The 18,597-nt window shown below is 41.2% G+C and carries 15 protein-coding genes; 7 read left to right on the top strand and 8 right to left on the bottom strand.

Annotated features, from left to right (window positions below; genetic code table 11):
• Nucleotides 1–144: 144 nt before the first annotated feature.
• Nucleotides 145–630, bottom strand: coding sequence for a DUF3224 domain-containing protein (locus Q4567_RS10800; RefSeq protein WP_216048609.1), 486 nt, complete (start codon nucleotides 628–630; stop codon nucleotides 145–147).
• 172 nt (nucleotides 631–802) lie between these two features.
• Here Q4567_RS10800 and Q4567_RS10795 point away from each other — a divergent pair, with 172 nt between their 5' ends.
• The 5 genes from Q4567_RS10795 to Q4567_RS10775 all read left to right on the top strand — a co-directional run bounded on the left by Q4567_RS10795 (nucleotide 803) and on the right by Q4567_RS10775 (nucleotide 3,816).
• Entirely contained in the window at nucleotides 803–1,501 is a 699-nt protein-coding gene (locus tag Q4567_RS10795) for a hypothetical protein (protein WP_303500366.1), read from the top strand.
• 8 nt (nucleotides 1,502–1,509) lie between these two features.
• Nucleotides 1,510–1,989 (top strand): RNA polymerase sigma factor, encoded by a 480-nt coding sequence (locus Q4567_RS10790; RefSeq protein ID WP_303500365.1) that lies wholly within the window; start codon nucleotides 1,510–1,512, stop codon nucleotides 1,987–1,989.
• A 10-nt stretch (nucleotides 1,990–1,999) separates the two neighbouring features.
• Entirely contained in the window at nucleotides 2,000–2,554 is a 555-nt protein-coding gene (locus tag Q4567_RS10785; RefSeq protein ID WP_303500364.1) for a hypothetical protein, read from the top strand.
• A 296-nt stretch (nucleotides 2,555–2,850) separates the two neighbouring features.
• The gene (locus Q4567_RS10780) at nucleotides 2,851–3,246 is read left to right on the top strand and encodes a DUF3718 domain-containing protein (protein ID WP_216048605.1); all 396 of its coding nucleotides are present in this window, start codon (nucleotides 2,851–2,853) and stop codon (nucleotides 3,244–3,246) included.
• A gap of 150 nt (nucleotides 3,247–3,396) precedes the next feature.
• Nucleotides 3,397–3,816, top strand: coding sequence for a hypothetical protein (locus Q4567_RS10775; RefSeq protein ID WP_216048604.1), 420 nt, complete (start codon nucleotides 3,397–3,399; stop codon nucleotides 3,814–3,816).
• Nucleotides 3,817–3,861: 45 nt separating this feature from the next.
• Here the strand turns inward: Q4567_RS10775 and Q4567_RS10770 are convergent, their stop codons facing one another.
• The 7 genes from Q4567_RS10770 to Q4567_RS10740 form a co-directional block, all read right to left on the bottom strand.
• Nucleotides 3,862–4,638: a BPSS1780 family membrane protein gene (locus Q4567_RS10770; RefSeq protein ID WP_216048603.1), complete on the bottom strand. Its 777-nt coding sequence runs from the start codon at nucleotides 4,636–4,638 to the stop codon at nucleotides 3,862–3,864.
• Between the two features lie 291 nt (nucleotides 4,639–4,929).
• The gene (locus Q4567_RS10765; protein ID WP_303500362.1) at nucleotides 4,930–6,975 is read right to left on the bottom strand and encodes a TonB-dependent receptor; all 2,046 of its coding nucleotides are present in this window, start codon (nucleotides 6,973–6,975) and stop codon (nucleotides 4,930–4,932) included.
• Between the two features lie 74 nt (nucleotides 6,976–7,049).
• On the bottom strand, nucleotides 7,050–8,195 hold the full coding sequence (locus tag Q4567_RS10760; protein ID WP_303500360.1) for an alpha-hydroxy acid oxidase: 1,146 nt from the start codon (nucleotides 8,193–8,195) through the stop codon (nucleotides 7,050–7,052).
• 61 nt (nucleotides 8,196–8,256) lie between these two features.
• Nucleotides 8,257–11,652 carry an FG-GAP-like repeat-containing protein gene (locus Q4567_RS10755; protein WP_303500359.1) on the bottom strand — a complete coding sequence of 1,132 codons (3,396 nt, stop codon included), beginning with the start codon at nucleotides 11,650–11,652 and terminating at the stop codon, nucleotides 8,257–8,259.
• Complete coding sequence (locus Q4567_RS10750) at nucleotides 11,627–12,088, bottom strand: hypothetical protein (protein ID WP_303500357.1); 462 nt, start codon at nucleotides 12,086–12,088, stop codon at nucleotides 11,627–11,629. Before Q4567_RS10750 ends, Q4567_RS10755 begins: the two co-directional genes overlap by 26 nt.
• Before the next feature lie 68 nt (nucleotides 12,089–12,156).
• On the bottom strand, nucleotides 12,157–12,825 hold the full coding sequence (locus Q4567_RS10745) for a ubiquinol-cytochrome c reductase iron-sulfur subunit (protein WP_303500356.1): 669 nt from the start codon (nucleotides 12,823–12,825) through the stop codon (nucleotides 12,157–12,159).
• 92 nt (nucleotides 12,826–12,917) lie between these two features.
• A complete protein-coding gene (locus Q4567_RS10740; protein WP_252728983.1) occupies nucleotides 12,918–14,717 on the bottom strand; it encodes a PQQ-dependent dehydrogenase, methanol/ethanol family in 1,800 nt (599 codons plus the stop codon).
• A 358-nt stretch (nucleotides 14,718–15,075) separates the two neighbouring features.
• Here Q4567_RS10740 and Q4567_RS10735 point away from each other — a divergent pair, with 358 nt between their 5' ends.
• Both Q4567_RS10735 and Q4567_RS10730 read left to right on the top strand, forming a co-directional pair.
• Entirely contained in the window at nucleotides 15,076–17,061 is a 1,986-nt protein-coding gene (locus Q4567_RS10735) for a sigma-54-dependent Fis family transcriptional regulator (protein WP_303500355.1), read from the top strand.
• A 324-nt stretch (nucleotides 17,062–17,385) separates the two neighbouring features.
• A complete protein-coding gene (locus Q4567_RS10730; protein ID WP_216047899.1) occupies nucleotides 17,386–18,594 on the top strand; it encodes a hypothetical protein in 1,209 nt (402 codons plus the stop codon).
• The last annotated feature ends 3 nt before the right edge of the window (nucleotides 18,595–18,597 follow it).

Below are 18,597 nucleotides of genomic sequence, written 5' to 3'. Positions count from 1 at the left end.
AGCATTTATATAACCACTTATATATAAATGCAAGTAGAAAGACGACGATTAAACATAGGTGTATTTGCAGGGATTAGATATAAAGGGCGTTTAGCTTAAGGATAGAAGTGTTGAAGGTGGTTCATTCAACACCAAGTAAATCAACTAAGGTAGCTTGTAATCAAAAATATAGAAGTGCTTTGTGTCCTTAATCTCAATGTTCATAGTACCCACAATACCGGTCAATTCGCCGCTGCCGGAATCAGGTACCACGGTAATCGCTAAAGACGGTTCGCCTTTGTTCATAATGCCTTGATGGATTAACACAAAACTGCCGTGTTTGCTGTCTAAAGTACCTGTGAACGATTCTAATGCCACATAACCGGCAGAACCTTTAACCTCGGTCATATGACTTAGCATTTGTCCTTTCGATTGGCCGTCAAGTTCACCATGATAAGTTTTATCCAAGGTCATTCTTGCAACTGAAAATTCGGCATCCGTTTGCGGTTGCATGATTACTTCGAACTCGCCTGTTACATTTTCAGTATTCAAATTTGGATCTCCTGAATAAACAACTTGGGCATAAGGAACAACAACCAACCCTAAAATACAGAAACAAGCTATCACTAAAATGGTTTTAAGATTGTGCATTTCCATGTCTCTTTTAGATTCCAAAAATAAGTATAACACCAATCTACAAGCTGTATATAAAAACAGTTTTTAATGTCGTGGAAAATACTTTTTAAAAAAATTGAAAAAAAATGTCAGGTTATTTTCATTTGTCTCGACTATTTAAGTAATTCACTAAAACGAGAGATTTGATATGAACACTGCAACGTTAAAAATGCATGAAAAAACCACACCATCACAAAGTTTTATTTGGTTAAAACGAGGGCTAAATTTATGCTTAAAAGCACCGTTTAAGATATTCTTTTTAATGTTGGCAACAATCATTATTGAAGGTCTATTTCAATTATTACCCGCTCCTTTTGGTGTCATCACATCTAAATTAGTGATGGCCATACTAATCGCTTCGTTGTGGCCAGTATTAGATCAAATATCACTGCATAAATCTTTTACATTCAAAAGTTTAAGACTCTATACAGGTTGGTCGAAACTACCATTGTTGAGTTTGTTATTGTTACTCCCGACTGCGGCGCAAGTGCTCACAGCTGTTGCTATGTTGGGGAGCAGTGGCCTCGAATTATTGTTTTATGCTCAAATGGTAGATGTGACGCCTGCGCAGTTATCCATTATATTTGCCTCAGCTACCCCGGTTAGCATATTGTTGATGTTTGTACCTGCATACCTTTTGTTAGAAAACAAAAATATACCGACTTCAATTAACAACGGAATTCGCTTAGCACTTCGCGCATGGAAACCCCTAACAGTAGTTTTCGCTATCAATCTACTGGCAATAATGGCTGTGCCATTTACGTTTTTACTTAGCGCATTATTACTCGGTCCATGGTTGCTTTGTATAAACTATGTGGCATTTAAAGATCTCACCAACGATCAATAGGAAGGTGCGTGACTCAAACTGCAAGGATTGAAGATATTTTGTCGCAATACGCGCCGTTATTGGCACGTATTGCAGCAACTTATGAAGCCGATTTGGGGCTAAGAGAAGACTTGATTCAAGATATTAGTTTGGCGGTTTGGCGAGCTCTGGAGACTTTTAGGGGTGACAGCAGCATAAAAACCTTTATTGCACGAGTTGCTCACAATCGTTCAGTTGATCATGTACTGCGCGAAAGCCGACGCAATAACAACCTGTCAGATGAGAATATTGATGATTTGCAAACAATGTCGTCAAATGCCACCCATCAAGATAAACAATTAGACCTAATGTCAGCGCTGCGTCAACTAACCCTTGGCCATCGACAAATTATTACTATGCAATTGGAAGGTTTTACCCAATTAGAGATTGCTAGTGTTTTAGGTTTGTCTGAAGCCGCTGTTGCCAAGCGCGCCAGTAGAGCTCGGCAACAACTAGAACAATTGTTGTAGAGGAACAATCATGGATCCGAAATTTGAACAATGGCAGCAAGCCTTTCAACAAAATACGCCTAAAATAGACGTACACAAATTAGCTCTGCAAGTTGCCAGAAACAACCAACGGGAAAAGCTAAAAGCCTGGATTGATTTAATTACAGGTTGCGGCGTTAGCGTTTTTTGCGTGTACTTTTTATTAGTTTATGCTGATACAACTCTTGGCAAGCTATTGTTCGCGGCGTTAAGTCCTATTCCCTTGGCATTTAGCCTTTGGGCGTTTCGTTTACGTCAATCGCAACCTTTCGAGCACAGTCTGGATATCAATCAGCTATTAGAATTCAAACGTAAAAAACTAAGCAACCAAGTGTACTACTGGAAAGTCAGCGCAGTGATTTTAACTGCTCTGTGGTTAGGCTTGGTTGGATTTGCAGGGTTATCTTTTATCAAGCAAGGTGGCGAGAGTCTTTGGCTGACGCAAGTAATTTTACAAACCCTAGTGCTAGCTGGGACATGGGGACGCTTTATCTATTTGAACAAACAACTACCTAAACGCTTAACGAAAATTGATGCTTTAGCCTAAATTCAGAAGAAATAATTTTAATTCTCGTGGTTGCTGATGAGCTTTATTTCACCATTATGCGCTAATCATCACCTTTTACACCTGTTCAATATTCATACAAATCAACATGTTAAAAAAATGCTGTCTATCATACTCAGTAATACCAAATGGATTAAAGGACTAGATAGTATTTTTAAGGTATCCACTGACATACGAATGTATTCTCCCAATGCTATCGGCAACTAGGGTTTTCACGTTTAATGCGCGCCATCGAAACACGCTTAAAATTTAAACTTTAATTTATTGAGGAAATAACCATGTTGAAAATAGTTAAAACTTCGCTGTCTATTGTTGCCTTATCATTTGTGTTCGCTGGGCAAGCTCAAGCTGACGTGAATGAAGCATTGAAAAATATCTGCACTATTGTTCAAGCGGATGATAAAACCGAGTTACGTAAAAAAATGAAAGTCGTTCAAACCGACTACAGACTTAAACTTCAAGACTATTACGCTTCTGTAAGTTGTAATGGAGAAAGCCTAATTCGCACTGCATTTAAAGCCGGCGCAATTGAAACTGGGACTTTGTTAGTTAAAAAAATGCCAAAAAGTCAGTTGAATGCGCCTGAATCTGACGGTAAAACCTTGCGAGCTTGGGTTTCTGAACAAGGTTTGATGGATTCTGCAATTGCCAGCGTTTTGAACGAACGTATTTAATTATTCATCAACATGATGAGATAAATATTAGCTAAGCAATACCAACAACAAAATTTGACGGCTCCATTGCGAGCCGTTTTTTTGTCTGTAATACTGAGGTTGAATTACAAATACTTTTGAACCTAGCGCCGGTATAAATAGGAATAAATTTTGGACATAGTTAACCCTAGCTCCCTGCAACAAGAATGGACAACATTACAGTACCAATACGACAGTTATGAGAAATTTTCATTGTTGATTAAAGTTTTCAGTGTGATCTTATGCAGCTTTTTAGTGTTTCATGTACAGCTTGATTTTATCGTACCTTCACTGTGTATCGTGTTTTGGATGCTCGATGGAATTTGGAAAACCTTTCAGGGGAGAATTAGTCAGCGACTTTTGGCAGTTGAAAAAGCATTACTAAATCCGATGCAAGACACTGGTATGCAATACAATAGCCAATGGGAGTTTAACCGTCCTAGTAGCATGAAATTGATTGTGAGTTATGCGACAAACGCTTTAACTCCAACTGTTTTAGTTCCTCATTTACTAATCATTTTGATCGCACTTATGGGCACTTACATATCCTAGATTTGAACGCTGGAGTCACGAATGACTCCAGCTATTGTTGCTAGCTTATGCAGCTTCGGTCAAATAAATTGAACGATAAGATGCGTACATTGATGTGAACAGCAAAGGTACAACCACTAACAAACCTAACATTAATGGTAAAGCGCCTACAATGTATAGCACCAACATCACTATGCCGTAGATTAAGAATGGCATCACGTTTTTAAAGCAACCGATAAAGCTCTCCTTCATCGCAGCAAAAACCGGCATATCTTGTAATACGATTAATGCTGGAGCGAACCATACTGCCATTACCATTGGCAACATTAACGCCATTGCGACTAAAAATGATAACCAAAATTGCGCACCCATCATTTCAGGACTGCTCTCTCCTGCGAGGATGTCCATGTATACCGAACCCATAGCTACAAACATAACGACAATACTGATAACAGCACCAATTGCAGATAAGCCCACTAGCCTGCCTGCGCGATATGAGAATCCAGCAAACAAATATTTGATGTCAAAGGGCTTACCCTCTGCTGCAGCCTGACAACCTAACATCAATCCACCTACCCAAATATAGGTCAAAAACATGCTAATGATTGAGCCGATGAAAGGAATAATATTGATCACAATTGCGACAACGAAGCCAACAATCATGGTCACTATCCACATACCAATATCTTGCTTAAATAAACTAAAACCTTCTGATATCCATGTCATTCCATCGCCGACAGCTTTATTTGATGGGCCGGTATAAACCCAAGATCCAGTAGGTGCCTCTGTTGAAGTAAGATCAGACTCGGGAGCTTGATACGGGCTATTTTCGTTATTATCCATTTTTTATTCCTATGTAAATTCCCAACATCATTAGAACTAAGAATTTTTCTAATGATTTTTTTAGTAGACGTGAAATTATCATTAGAATGCTGATGAATACAACTTTTATGCACCTAACCCAGTGATCGATATATATTTTCCACGGGCTAAAGCCCGTGCTACAAGAACAAAGAAACATAACAAGAATGTGTAGGCGGGTGCTTTAGCCCCGCGGTTGTAAGGGTTTCCCCATGGCCTAAAGGCCATGCTACGGTAGGAATGTGTAGGCGGGGGTTTTAGCCCCGCAGATTTTTACAGGGTGAAGTTAAGGCTAGCGAACAAGGTTCTAGGTAAACCGACAAAATATCGATAATTGCCAAATGCGATATCTGCGCGCTCTGCATAATCTCTATTGGTAAGGTTATTTAATCGTAGTGACAAACTTATGTTGTCGTTCATTTGCCAACTTGAATGCAGGTTAAACAAGTCATGTCCCGCGTAAGTGGCTGTATTTTCTGGATCTAGATAATATTCATCCATATGAGTCCATTCCAGACGGAAGTTCAATGTCTCCATAGCTTGCCAATGTAATCTGGCTCCGGCCAAAACTTTAGGTGCCGTATCAATATAATTCCCTTCGATGTTAATATTAGACAGGGTTAAATCGGATTTATAAGTATGTCGTCCCCAACCCAAATTGGCATCAAGCTGAATATTATCAGCTAATGCTGTACGAAAATTGAATTCCAATCCCGTATGCATTGTTTTGCCTTCGCTAATATTTTGTCTCTGAGTATCTTGGAAAATTACGTTTTCTTTTTCCATTTGATAAGCAACGGCTTCTGCCTGAAACCCATCCCACGATGCTTTCCATCCTAACTCAACAGAAAGCACTTCTTCAGCGTCTAAATTCGCAATTTGTTGGCCGCTTTGTAAGCGAAAAAGTTCTGTGCTTTGAGGTGCTCTAAAACCACTGCTTAAATTAGAAAAGATAGTTTGATTAGGAGTGATTGAATGCAATAAGCCTACACGCCAAGACCACTGTTCAAAGTCGACAGTTTGATCAGAGGGACGGGTAAAACGACAATTTTCCACCTCTGCTGCACATACATCACCATCGGTTATATGATTATCGTAGTCGTACTTCGTCATATCAAAACGCGCGCCTACACTTAGCTGCGTATTTTCTGTAATACTCCATTTTGTATGCACAAAAGGCGAGATAAGCGTAGCGTCCACATCATAATCATAGTGAACACCTTGGGGAATAGTCGGCGAAAAGTCTTCCCCTTGGGACTCTGTTAACTCACCATTAGTAAGATCAACGTCAATTCCTGAAATGAATTCAACATCGGTAAAGTGCTTTTCATATTGGCCCTGAATACCAACACTTTGTTGACTGTTTTCTTCAAGTGCTTGCCAAGGTAAATAATGCTGTAGAAAACGCATATCAGTCCAACGGACGTAAGGGGTTAGTTTAAAAACGCCCTGTTCTAGTTCTGTTTGCCACTGACTATGAGCACGAAAACTCTTAGACTCCCTAAAGGCTTCTGGATTCAAGTTTATACGCCGCATAGCTTCATCTTTGTAACTCAATTCGCCTTCAATGAAACCAGCGGTTTCTTGGTTTAAGTTGGCATAACTAAGCACATTTTTAACTTCCCACCGACCTACAGATTGCTGATGAATAAGGTCAATTTTCTGCTGATTGAAACCACTGTCGTTTTGATAACCGTCATCGTCAGTGATATTCGCTAATAAGGCAAAACCCGCCTCTGCAGTGCCTTGACTAAAAGTGCCTTTGAGTCGATGGAAACCGTATCCGCCTACGTCAGCAGAAACTGTATTTTGCACACCTTCAACATCGGCACTAATAACGTTAATCAGTCCATGAACTGCATTAGAGCCGTAAAAAACACTGTTGGGGCCTCGAACCACCTCCACTCTACTAGCTTGTTCAGAGTTCACATCGAACAGTTGATTAGCGTTACAAAACCCAGGAGCTCTCAAGGAAATACCGTCTTGGGCAAATAAAAATGCGCCACAACCACCAGCCCCGGTAAAAACAGGAGAACGAATAGCAGTTAAGTGTTCTTGACCATTGCCACGGCTTATCCAACCACCGGGTACAGTATGAAATAACTGATTGATATGCTGATGCCCAACTTCTTCAATCTCACTTGAGTCGATAATACTTACGCTACTATCGGCTTGCATAATTGCAAGAGGTTGACGAGTTGCAGTTACTGTAATTCGTTCATCTATCGCTAATGACTCAGCCAAACTGACAGCGGATACACTACTCCCAGCAATAGTGAAAATACTGCACCAAATAATCTTAAACTTCTGACAATTCATTTTCTCACCTTGTTTCTATTGTGCTTAAATGTCCATCGTGGGCAAAACTTCCACCCGCTGTAAAAACCAAAACCTTATCTGAAACGCAAATTCTTGGTGCTTAATTGCTGAATGTTTTTACAGCCCATTAAACGCATATCTCTTTCAATTTCAGTGCGCATCAAACCGAGGGCGCGTTCGACGCCAGGCTGTCCCGCTGCGGCCAATCCATATAGATACATCCGTCCTATACCAACCGCCTTAGCGCCCAATGAAAGTGCTTTTAACACATGGGTTCCACGTTGCACCCCACTATCAAACAGCACATCAATTTTATCGCCAACCGCTTCTACAATTTCCGCTAGATGATCAAAAGAACTTCGAGAACCGTCTAATTGCCGACCACCGTGATTCGACACCACTATGCCGGTACAACCGATATCCACGGCTTTTTTAGCATCTTCGACATTCATGATACCTTTAAGACAAAACTCGCCTCCCCAAAACGCCACCATGTCTTCAACGTCTTGCCAATTCATTGAAGGATCAAGCATCTCAGTAAAATACCCCCCAATAGAACTGGCACCACCTTTCATATCGATATGCGCGTCTAATTGCGGTAATGAAAACTTTTCGTGGGTGACGTAATTAATCCCCCACATAGGTTTCGATGCGAACTCCCAAAGCCCTTTTAAATTCAATCTAAAGGGAATCGAAAAACCGGTACGCAAATCTCTTTCTCTGTTTCCGCCAGTGATTGAGTCTACGGTTAACATCATTATTTTGATATTGGCCTGTTTAGCACGCTCCATCATTACCCGATTCAAGCCTCGGTCTTTGTGAAAATAGAATTGATAGACTTGCGGCGCACTGAATTTTTCAGCAATCTCTTCCATGCTGACAGTACCAAGGGAAGAAACACCAAAAAGGGTTCCAAATTTATCAGCTGCGGCAGCAACTGCTCGTTCACCTTGATGATGAAACAGACGTTGCAATGCCGTTGGCGAACAATAGACAGGCATAGGTAATTTGGTGCCCATCACTTCAACTGACATATCGATATTTTGTACCCCTGACAAAACACTCGGAATAAGGTCACATTGATTAAACGCTTGAGTATTACGTTGCATAGTAACCTCATCATCAGCACCACCATCGATATAATCAAAAATGGGGCTAGGTAGGCGTTTTTTTGCAAGTTTTCTAAAGTCGTGAAAATTATGACACTGACTTAATCTCATTCACTTTTTTCCTATTTTGAAACTAAGATTTAAATAACAAATGGTTGAGTTTTGAAATGATTTACTCACTGATGTTATCTGCATTTTTAGAAGATATTGTCATTGCTTGAAGAGCCGAGTTACCTAACTCATCATCCAGCTTTTGGGTTTGTTTAATGGTATAAAACTTATTCACCGCAACATTCCGATGAACGCTTTCAAACTGTTCCGAGCCAGGCCACACAATACGAATTTCATCGACAACATCGGCATCTGCTAAACCAAAATGTAATTCAGATGGAGAGCTAGATATAAAACTTCCGCCAGACCGAACCTCTTGCAATTGCGTTATGCCATTGGCGGTGACGTATACTTTTGCACCTATAGCTTGGGTATTTTTACCCAGCCCTTGTAAGGTCAAATGAATGAACCTTTTGTCTGCAGACGAAGATGCGTTGTTTTTATATAACAACAATCGGTCTTGATGATTGCTAACTAAAATATCAACATCACCATCTCGGTCATAATCTAAACAGGCAACACCGCGTCCTGATAACGTATCGGTAATCCCAAGCTCACTGCTCTGTTCGCTAAAAGTGCCATCTTGATTAGACATAAATAAACGACTTGGGGTGTTTTCAAATTCTCGCATTGAACGTTTTAACTTCATATAGGCATAGGGGCTACCCAAGTGTTTGCGTAACTCACTATCCAAATCAAAGCCATTCACGTGAAAGGTATCGGGCCATTGGTCATTATTGAAATCGGCGAAACACGCTCCCCAAGCCCACAACCCTTCGGCAACTCCAGCCTCGTCCGTCACATCAATAAATTGTCCATCAATATTGTTGTATAGACGGTTTCCTTCTACTCCCCAGTTTCCTTCAGCTTTACCATTGGGGTCAGATACACTGCTGACAAACCAATCCAGATCGCCATCATTATCATAATCAGCCACAGCACTGCCCATACCGTTTTTATCGGTAATCTGTGATAAGTGGGTGGTATTTTCAAAGCGACCATTACCGCTATTTTTATACACCTGACTAGTTTCAAAATCGGCGGCCATCAACAGATCTGGGTAGCCATCGTCATCAATGTCAGAGAAGGTACCGGTAAAGGTAAAGTCAGTGCTGCCGATCATTTCCATTAAATGCGCTTTTTTATCCGCTGCGACAAATTCCAAAGTAGTACCAGAGCTAACATTTTCCCACAAATGGTTGGGCTGTTGACCTCCCAATCCAGGACCTCGCCAGTGGGTCGTTAATGCATCTAAATCACCATCCAAATCATAATCGGCAAACGCAAATGACCAACTGGTTAACTGTGCTGCAATACCTGAGTTTTTAATCGGTATAAATTTTTGATTGTTATGATTAATGTATAACGTGGGATTCTGGCTATGTTGATCACCATTTAACTCACCTGCTATAGAAGACAAATTAGGGTGAACCAAATTAGAGGTAATAATATCCAAATCGTTGTCGCCATCGATGTCTACCATGGCAACGCCATTCGATAATTCTTTAGAGGTAATTCCCCATTGTTTAGATATGTCGGTGAAACTGCCATCTCGGTTGTTTCGGTATAAAACGTCTGCCGAGCCATCTCCGGTAGGTTGAAAAATATCTGGCCAACAATCGCCGTCAACATCGCCAGCGGCAACACCGCCACTAAAAATTAGGCGTTGTGCAGATTGTAGATTATAAAGTGGCCAAGAAATGTGATGTCGCTTAGTTAACCCCGATCTTAAAGCCACTTCTTTGAATTGATGGGGATTATTGTCAATCTCGTCCACCTTTGCGACTTCGCAACCAAATAAGTGGGATTCAAGTACGATGGCTTTTATCCGACCTGAAGATTTTAGCGTACTGCGGTTATCAGTGATTAAGGTTTTGCTCAGACTAGCCAAAGGTTTAGGAGGAGGAGCAAAATCACCTATTTTTGCATTTAAACGCAGTGAGTCGGGTGCGTCTTCATTTTCATTTGGCACCCAAACCGCAAGGCATTCTTGATTATTCAAACAGGGGTCAGTCAACGCACTGAGAAAAGCTAGAATGGCATCCCTTTGATGGGTATTAATATGCACATCACTGGGTAGTTTACTCAAACCTTGCTGTTGTTGTTCTAATAAAAATTTAAGCGGCTTTTGAGAATGCGCTTTGGCCTGCGGATTAAACTCACTGACATACTGCATTTGCGGATTATTGGCGAAACTAAAATCGTAATTTTCAATGGAGTTCACAGGATCGATATGATGAGCAATAACATCCGACAATTGGGTAAATGCCCCCGAGTGTGTGTAAGGAGCAGTCGCGGTCACGTTCAGTAAAGTGGGTGTCCGAAACGCGAATCTATCTTGGTCTTTTTGCGTGACCCCTCGACGTCCAAAATCTTCACCATTGGGCTGCTTGCCTCTACCAAATTGGGGAACAGCAATATTGTGGAACTGTTCATCGGAAAAAATTGGCGGAGTGTGGCAAGCAACACAATCAGCACCGCCTTGTTGCGATTGGTTGAAGAATAATAATGCACCTTCAACTTGTAAATCTGTTAGTGCATCTTCGTCGCCTTTGATATAGGCATACCAATCATTATCAATTAACACTTGGGTAGATTGGTAGTACGAAATGGCTTTTTCAATATTGCTAAAATTTATCAACGTATCGGCATTAGCATCAGGTTCACCAAATGCGGCACGAAACAATTTTAACCATGACTGATTTTTATCATGCTGTTTCATTCTTGCTACAAGTGCGTCACGTATGCCTTCATGAGTTAGTGCAGTGGCGAAACTATAGCCGCGCATTTCGTCATTTGAGACCACTGGAAAACGGGTTTGACTGGCCAAAAGATCATTGCCTGCAGCAATATCTCCTAACCATAAATTACTATCAGGTGTGCGATGGTTTTGGCCTTGACCGCCATTCTTAGACTCGTCATCTAAAACAAAAACACGACCGTCGTAAAACATTGCTCGATTGTATAATGAAGAATTAAAAGTGCTTTGTGCGTGACGCGCTACGTTTGGCGCGCCATCCGCATTAGGATCAGCAGAAGACTGCCAGTCATGCCAACGGCCGGGACCAAGCAATTCGGGATCATAAGCAGACTCGCCAACTGGCAAGCTAAGTTTATCTCCGCCTGCAAGGTACGGATGATGACAACTAGCGCAAGCAACGTCTTTGTTGCCACTTAACGAGCGGCTAAAAAATAATTCTTTGCCCAACCTAAAAAGCGGTGATGATGTTGGTTTTTCATCGACGCTAGGTAAAAGAGGATAAGATTGTTCTAGCTTATCAAGTACTGCTCTGAGCATCACTCGATCAGCGTCTACTGTTGCGTGAGTCGGACTTTTAGTGCCAGTACAGCTGATTAGAAACAAAAAAGCAGTGGCAAAGCAGATTAACTGCTTAACCACTGCAACGTGCCCAAAAGCGCGCGCTAACACTTTATTTTCCTGCACTAACTGACGCACAGGTCTCACCACGCAGGTAAGTGTTATTAACAAAGCGAATTTCGAGTTTTCCGTCCTTTGCATCGATCTTATTTATCTTTTCTTTACCTTCATAAATATGTGACGACAAGCCTTTTTCACTGCCAATGTTCATGCAATTTGGGCTATAGGTCGCATTGTATTGTTGCTCACCATCGATTTGCTTTTCAAAAACCGTCACCACGCCCGTACCACATTGTGCCATGGCATAAATGTCATCACTTTTGTCATAAACCTGAACATGCTCTTCGGTTTCTTCATCAATCCAATGAATATGTTTGTCAGGTGTTCTTACGAAAAAACCACCATTACAACTCACTCCTGTAATCGGTTTCGCCGCGGCTGACACAGTTGTTGATGCAGCAAGTCCCAAAAGCATTTGTGAAATAACAATTAAACTAATACTGACTTTTTTCATAATTAACTCTCTTTGGTTATCTATTAAGTAGCATTTGACGCACTACCAATTAATTTGAATTAACGTGTTCACCGTGGTGGCTTTCCAAACCCAATCCAACTATTAAACTCTGCGGCAACCACGAGTTCATCGTTTTCAGCGGCTAATGCCAAGGCAGGTAATTTTCTTGGCGCAGGACCAGACACCACTCCGCCGCCTTCTTTAGGATTAAAAACCGACTGATGGCAAGGACACATATAGTTTTCTTCCTCTTCTACCCAACCGGTGACTGGGCAACCTGCGTGAGTACATATGGCGGAGTAAGCAACTATGCCGTCGGCAGACATTTGCTGTGTTTCTGTCGATAGCGATTCTTTAGACAGTTTTTGAATCAGAATTTGGTTGTAACGAGAGCCATCTCGCACTTCCCCGGTTTTTGGATCCACAGGTACCACTAGCAATTGTTTATCTGATTCTGCGAGATCAGATATTTTGATTAAAGGTCCCTGTAAACGCTTGCTAAAATAGGTAAAACGATCACCTACTTGTGGGGGCAATTTACTTTCTGGCGATTTTTTCTTGATTGCAGCTAATGCTGTATTTCCAGTGAAACAGTTCACTGCCGGTATTGCTAAAGCAAGATATTTCAGCAAATTGCGTCTCTTGCTATCGGTACCGTGATTTTGATTGGTTTGGGCACAACCACAGCATGCTGCTTGATCGATATCATCATGCTTGTTATTTATTTTTTCTTTCATTGCTACACCTCGAACTTCAGCAGGCTAAATAGACTTTTTATTTTATTGGTTTATGAAAGTCAGGGGAGACACTCGCCTCCCCTTCAAGCTTTTTAAGCGTCAGGTAAAGCGAATACCCAGATTACGCCACCTTCAGGCACATCTGATATCCATTCACCGGTTTCGTCTTTTGCTGCCAAAACACCATTGGTCCAATGAGGATCAACACCGTAGCCAGCGGTTATAGCTATGTATTGCTTACCGTCCACTTCATAAGCGACAGGTGGTGCAATAGCGGTTGAGTTCAAAGGGAACTCCCAAAGTACTTCGCCAGTTTTGGCATCAAATGCTCGCAACATGCGATCATTGGTACCGGCGCTAAATACAATGTTGCCAGCTGTAGATAGAACAGGTCCCCAGTTCATGGTTTTGCCGTAATCGTGCTGCCATACTTTTTCGCGCTTGTTCACATCCCACGCCTGCATCTGGCCAACACCTTTATTCTTATCAGCTAAATACACGTCTAAGTCAGGAATATCGATACCAGCCCAGAATTGACCTGAAGCAGGTTCAACATCATCTTGGAATTTACCTTCGAAGGAATTACAAATGTTGTCGTTTGCTGGTACATACATCATCCCTGTATCTGGGTTATATGATTCGTAAGGCCAGTTTTTCCCACCCCAAAGACTTGGGCAGTAAGAGACACGTTTGCCAGTGACTGGAACGTGGTCGTAATCATAGGTAGGACGACCCGTTTTAGGATCCAAAGATTTAAACGCATTGTTCGCTACGAAAGGTTTGCCTTCGAGATATTCAATCTTGCCTTTACCATCTCTTTCTAACCAATACATGTAACCGTTACGTTGTGGAGAAACTAAACCTTTAACCTTTTTTCTACCGTCTTTGAGGCCATCAATCAGCATAGGTGCGTTCATCGCAGCCCAATCCCAAGAGTCGTTATAGTGGTACTGATAGTGCCCCTTAATTTTGCCGGTGTCAGGATCCATCGCGATAGAAGATGCAACATACAAGTTATCACCTGGACGTTGGTCACCTAACCAAGGCGAACCGTTACCTACGCCCCAATAAAGGATATCTTCATCGGCGTCATAATTGCCAGGCATCCACATACTGCCGCCACCATATTTCCAAGCGTCAGGACGTTTTCCTTCTTTTTTCCAGGTTTCATGGCCAGGCTCACCAGGGCCAGGTACGCTATAGGTTTTCCAAGCAGTTTCGCAGGTTTCTGCATCCATAGCTTCAAGGAAACCACGTACACCATATTCGCCGCCTGAAGGACCGACTAGAATTTTGCCTTTCACTGGAGTAGGCGCTGACGTGATGTATGCACCTATGCTCCAATCACCGATTTGGCTTTGACACAAACGTTCACCCGTTGCTGCATCTAACGCGTTAAGTGTGCCATCTAGGCCAGCAACATAAACTTTGTCACCCCACAAGGCTACACCACGACTAGTATTGTGCATAACACTCAAATCATACGGATTATCATGCTTATAACGCCAATACAGTTGTCCAGTTTTGGCATTTAATGCAAGTACGTTGTTGTAAGGTGTAGATACAAACATAACGCCATTGTTAATTTGTGCAGGTGCTTCATGACCTGAGTCCAAATTCGTAGAGTAAGTCCAAACCGGTTTAAGCTTACTAACGTTTTTAGAGTTGATTTCTTTTAGCTTACTGTACATCCAGCCTTCGTAATTACCTTTAGGCAACAACCAGTCTTGGGGTGCTGCTTCAACTAATCGTTTGTGGGTAACCGTTTTATAGTTTTCAATTTTTTTGTTAAGGGTTGTCAGGTTTGCTGCTGATACCGAATAAGCGGATATCAGCCCTACAGCGCCTATGCAACAACTAAGATATTTCATTTTAAATACTAAAGATTTCATTATTATCCGTGCCCCTGTTTGATTTTTTGATTGGCGAACTTATGAATCAATTAACATGCCAATAACATTTCCCTTTAAATAATTTTATAACCAGCTGATTTTTAACGAATTATTATTTTTAGCCTTTAACCTTTTGAAAACATGATTTTTAAATAGTACACAGGTGTTGCAGCATAAATGCGAAAATGAGACACCTAAATTTTGGATATATTGAACATTGCCAACATATGTCAAATAAATGTTAAACATTTAAAAATTCAGTGTTATGGTGAAAAGGAAGGTCTAAATGAATAGAACGAAAATAGTGAAAAATTTGCTGTTTACGCTAGGAATTTAATTGTGTTGGAGAATGGATAAAATGAGACAAGCACCTCAGCTCAAATCGACAAACGACGTTATCGCTTTTATGACCGGAAATTTTCAAAAACGAGATGTAAAACCGAATGAAATGATCGTCAATTCTTGGCAGCGAAGTATTTTGAAATATGGCCTTGACCCGCATAAACAAAGCGAAGTAGAGATTTTATCTAGTAGTGAAATGCAACAACAGTTGCAGCGACAAGAAGACTTTTTAAATATTGCAAAGCATGGTGTTACTGGCCTTGCAAAACGAATTTCAAATGCCGGTTTTTCTGTTGTTTTAACCGATGAAACAGGCTTAACTTTAGACGCTAAAATACCTAATAGTATTCGTGAAAAATGTCAGAAATCTGGATTACGAATTGGAGCTGGATGGTCAGAAAAACAAGTTGGAACAAATGGAATTGGTACTTGTTTAGCTGAAAAAGAGTCAATTATCGTTCATCAACACGAACATTTTTTTGCGGAACAAAGCCAATTGAGTTGCTCAGTCACACCTATTTTCGATCCAATGGGGGAATTAAGAGGTTGCTTAAATGCCTCTTGTTTAGGTGCTTCGAAAAACAAAGAAAACCAATTTTTGACCTTACAAATGGTAATGATGTACGGACGAATGATCGAAAATAGTTATTTTCGACAAGCATATCGCAATCAAATCACCATGAGTATTAAACCAACAGAAAGCTTTGCAGATCTCATTCAAGAACAACTCTTAGCAGTGAATGAACGAGGTATCATCGTAGGTGCAAATCGTTCTGCTTTCGCTGAATACGATTCATTATTGCCTGCAGATCAACAACTTCCGGGCAGTCAAATAGAAGATATCGTTGGTCAATCAATTGATGAGTTGCTTACCAAAAGTAAAGGTGGCGGCGTCGTCGTGCGATCCTTCTCGCCTAAGATGCTAGAGGAAATTGAGATTGGCTTACGGGTTCCATCTGGCAAGTTAAACAGCGTACACACTGTTGCAGAACGAAAACCCACAGAAAGCTTAGCAATGAAAGCGCACCCGACTTTGCAACAGCTCGCGGGGGAAGACCCCGTTGCACAGTCGCAAATTAAACAAATCATGCGGGTCATTAATAAAGATATTCCATTCCTGATTACCGGTGAAACGGGTACAGGAAAAGAAGCTTTTGCACGCGCAATTCATCGTGCAAGCGACCGTTCTGATGGACCTTTCATCGCCCTCAATTGTGCAGCTATTCCAGAATCTTTGATCGAGAGCGAATTATTCGGTTACCGCAGCGGTACTTTTACTGGTGCGAATAAAAAGGGAATGAAAGGTAAATTGGAGTTGGCCCACGGAGGCACTATATTTCTGGACGAAATAGGTGATATGCCGATCCAACTGCAAACCCGTTTGTTACGGGTTTTAGCTGAGAGGGAGACCATCCCACTAGGCGCTTCTGAGCCGACGCATATCGATATTCAAGTTATCTCAGCTACCCACCAAAATTTGCACGAATTAATTGGCCAAAAATTGTTTCGGGAAGATTTTTATTATCGTTTAAACGGTATGTCTATCGAATTACCAAACTTAAGAGATAGAAAAGACAAAGATTTTATAATTAATTATCTGTTGAACAATCTAAATTCTGAGCAACAAATCCAAGTCTCCGAGCAGGCACGGAGTATTTTGCACAGTTATCATTGGCCTGGCAATATCCGCCAGTTAGTCAGCGCTCTAAAGTTTGCAGAAGCGTTATCCGAAGACAATAAAATTGAAGTAGACTGCCTCCCCAAAGACATAGTAAGTGCCAACATACAATTAGAAAACAAAGCTCCAATTGAAGACTCTGTTGAGCAAAATAAAACACTTTCAAATTATGTGGGAAATCAGGAAGGACAGCATTTACTAGAAACCCTTAAAAAGTATCGTTGGAATATCACTCAAGTGTCAGAAGAGTTGAATATTTGCCGCTCCACTGTATATCGAAAAATGCGCAAATATAACATCGTTCAACCTAACGAAATTTACTAGCAAACGACTAAAAAAACCACAGTCTTATTGCGCCACTTAACTAACCTAAATTAGCCTCGATTAAAAATAGCTAACGCGCCTTGCGTTGGCTTTTTTTGATACCTCAAATCCGCTCGTAGCATGTTTATCACAGGTATCATTCACTTGTCGCATCACTAATGCAACATTGCAACATAAGCGTCACTCACAATTTTCAACAAAAAGCACAACCCATTGTTTTAACTGGTTTTATTTTGTTATCGAAATGTAAAAACCATGGCATGCGAATTGCGAAATAGTCGATGGCTAACCATTCACAGGCCACAATACAATGGGAAAATAATCATGAAAATTAAATTTAAAAAATTAAAAGTCGCATCAGCGATTCTGACCTCTTTATTAGCTAGCCAAGCCTTCGCTGCTGATACAAGTAAAATTCAATTTAGCGGTGCCGTCATGCAGTCTTGGCAGACAGGAATGGAAGTTGACGGAGCTGCGGTAAATCCGGCGGATGCAGAATCTGACTCAGGCTTCCATCGTTTGCGCTTTGCATTGAACATTAATGCACAGGTTTCCGAAAAAGTGTCGATATTTGCAGAGCTTGCGGAAGAACCAAATGATTGGAATAACGGCAGTGCTGCTATCTCGCAAGATTTGGCTTGGATTCAATTTGATATGACCGATACCATGGGCTTGCGTTTAGGTAATCTCATTTCCACCACTCAGACATTCTTACGTTATTCAGATGGTGCCGCGGTTCAAGCCAATCCATTTGTAGGAAATGGCTTAGTTGACATGATCACCGCTGAAGAAGGTGTTTGGGTTTACGGTGTTCATGATGTCTCAAACGACACAAACATCACCTGGGATGCAGTTGTTTCTACACCTGACTTCTTTGCTGATTTCAGTGACGGTCGTGGTTATAACTATGGTTTAAGAGGGACGTTGAATTTCAAGAGCGGACTTTCTTTCGGTGCAGGTACCTTCAAAACCAATCATGATATGGATGCCGTAACAGGCAAAGCATTTGGTTCTGCAATAGGCTTAGGTGATGGTGACAACTATCAGTTCGCTAGTACGGCGGTAAGTGCTAGAGGCACTCATACGTTGATCATACCCGGCGTTGATGCCTTTATCTGGCAAGCCGACGTGCAATACAAAACCGATAACTTCATGATCCATGCTTTATACGGCAAAGCCAACGACGATTTTAGTTGGGCAGATGGTCAAGGTAGCTTGCAGACCAACTATATCGAACAAGAATCAGAAATGGCATTTTGGTCAATTGAAGGTAAATACGATCTTACCGCTAGTGCCTATTTAGCGGTGCGCTATCAAGAATCGACAAACGATAGTGAAGGAATCGAGACGGAAAATGATGCAACAAGATTGCAGGTTGGTGCCGGTTGGTGGATGAATGATTCAACCTTATTTAAAATTGAATATGTGAAACAAGAAGAAGAACAATTCTCTGGCGGTGGTGCTACTGAGTTTGGTGCTGCAGGCGGAGCAGAATGGGACGGCATAATTGCTGAAGCATCAGTGACCTTCTAAATA

The organism is Aliiglaciecola sp. 2_MG-2023, from assembly GCF_030548145.1.
GTDB classification, from domain to species: Bacteria; Pseudomonadota; Gammaproteobacteria; order Enterobacterales; family Alteromonadaceae; genus Aliiglaciecola; species Aliiglaciecola lipolytica_A.
Note: the sequence above shows the minus strand (reverse complement) of the source record. Positions and strands in the feature narration are given on the sequence as shown.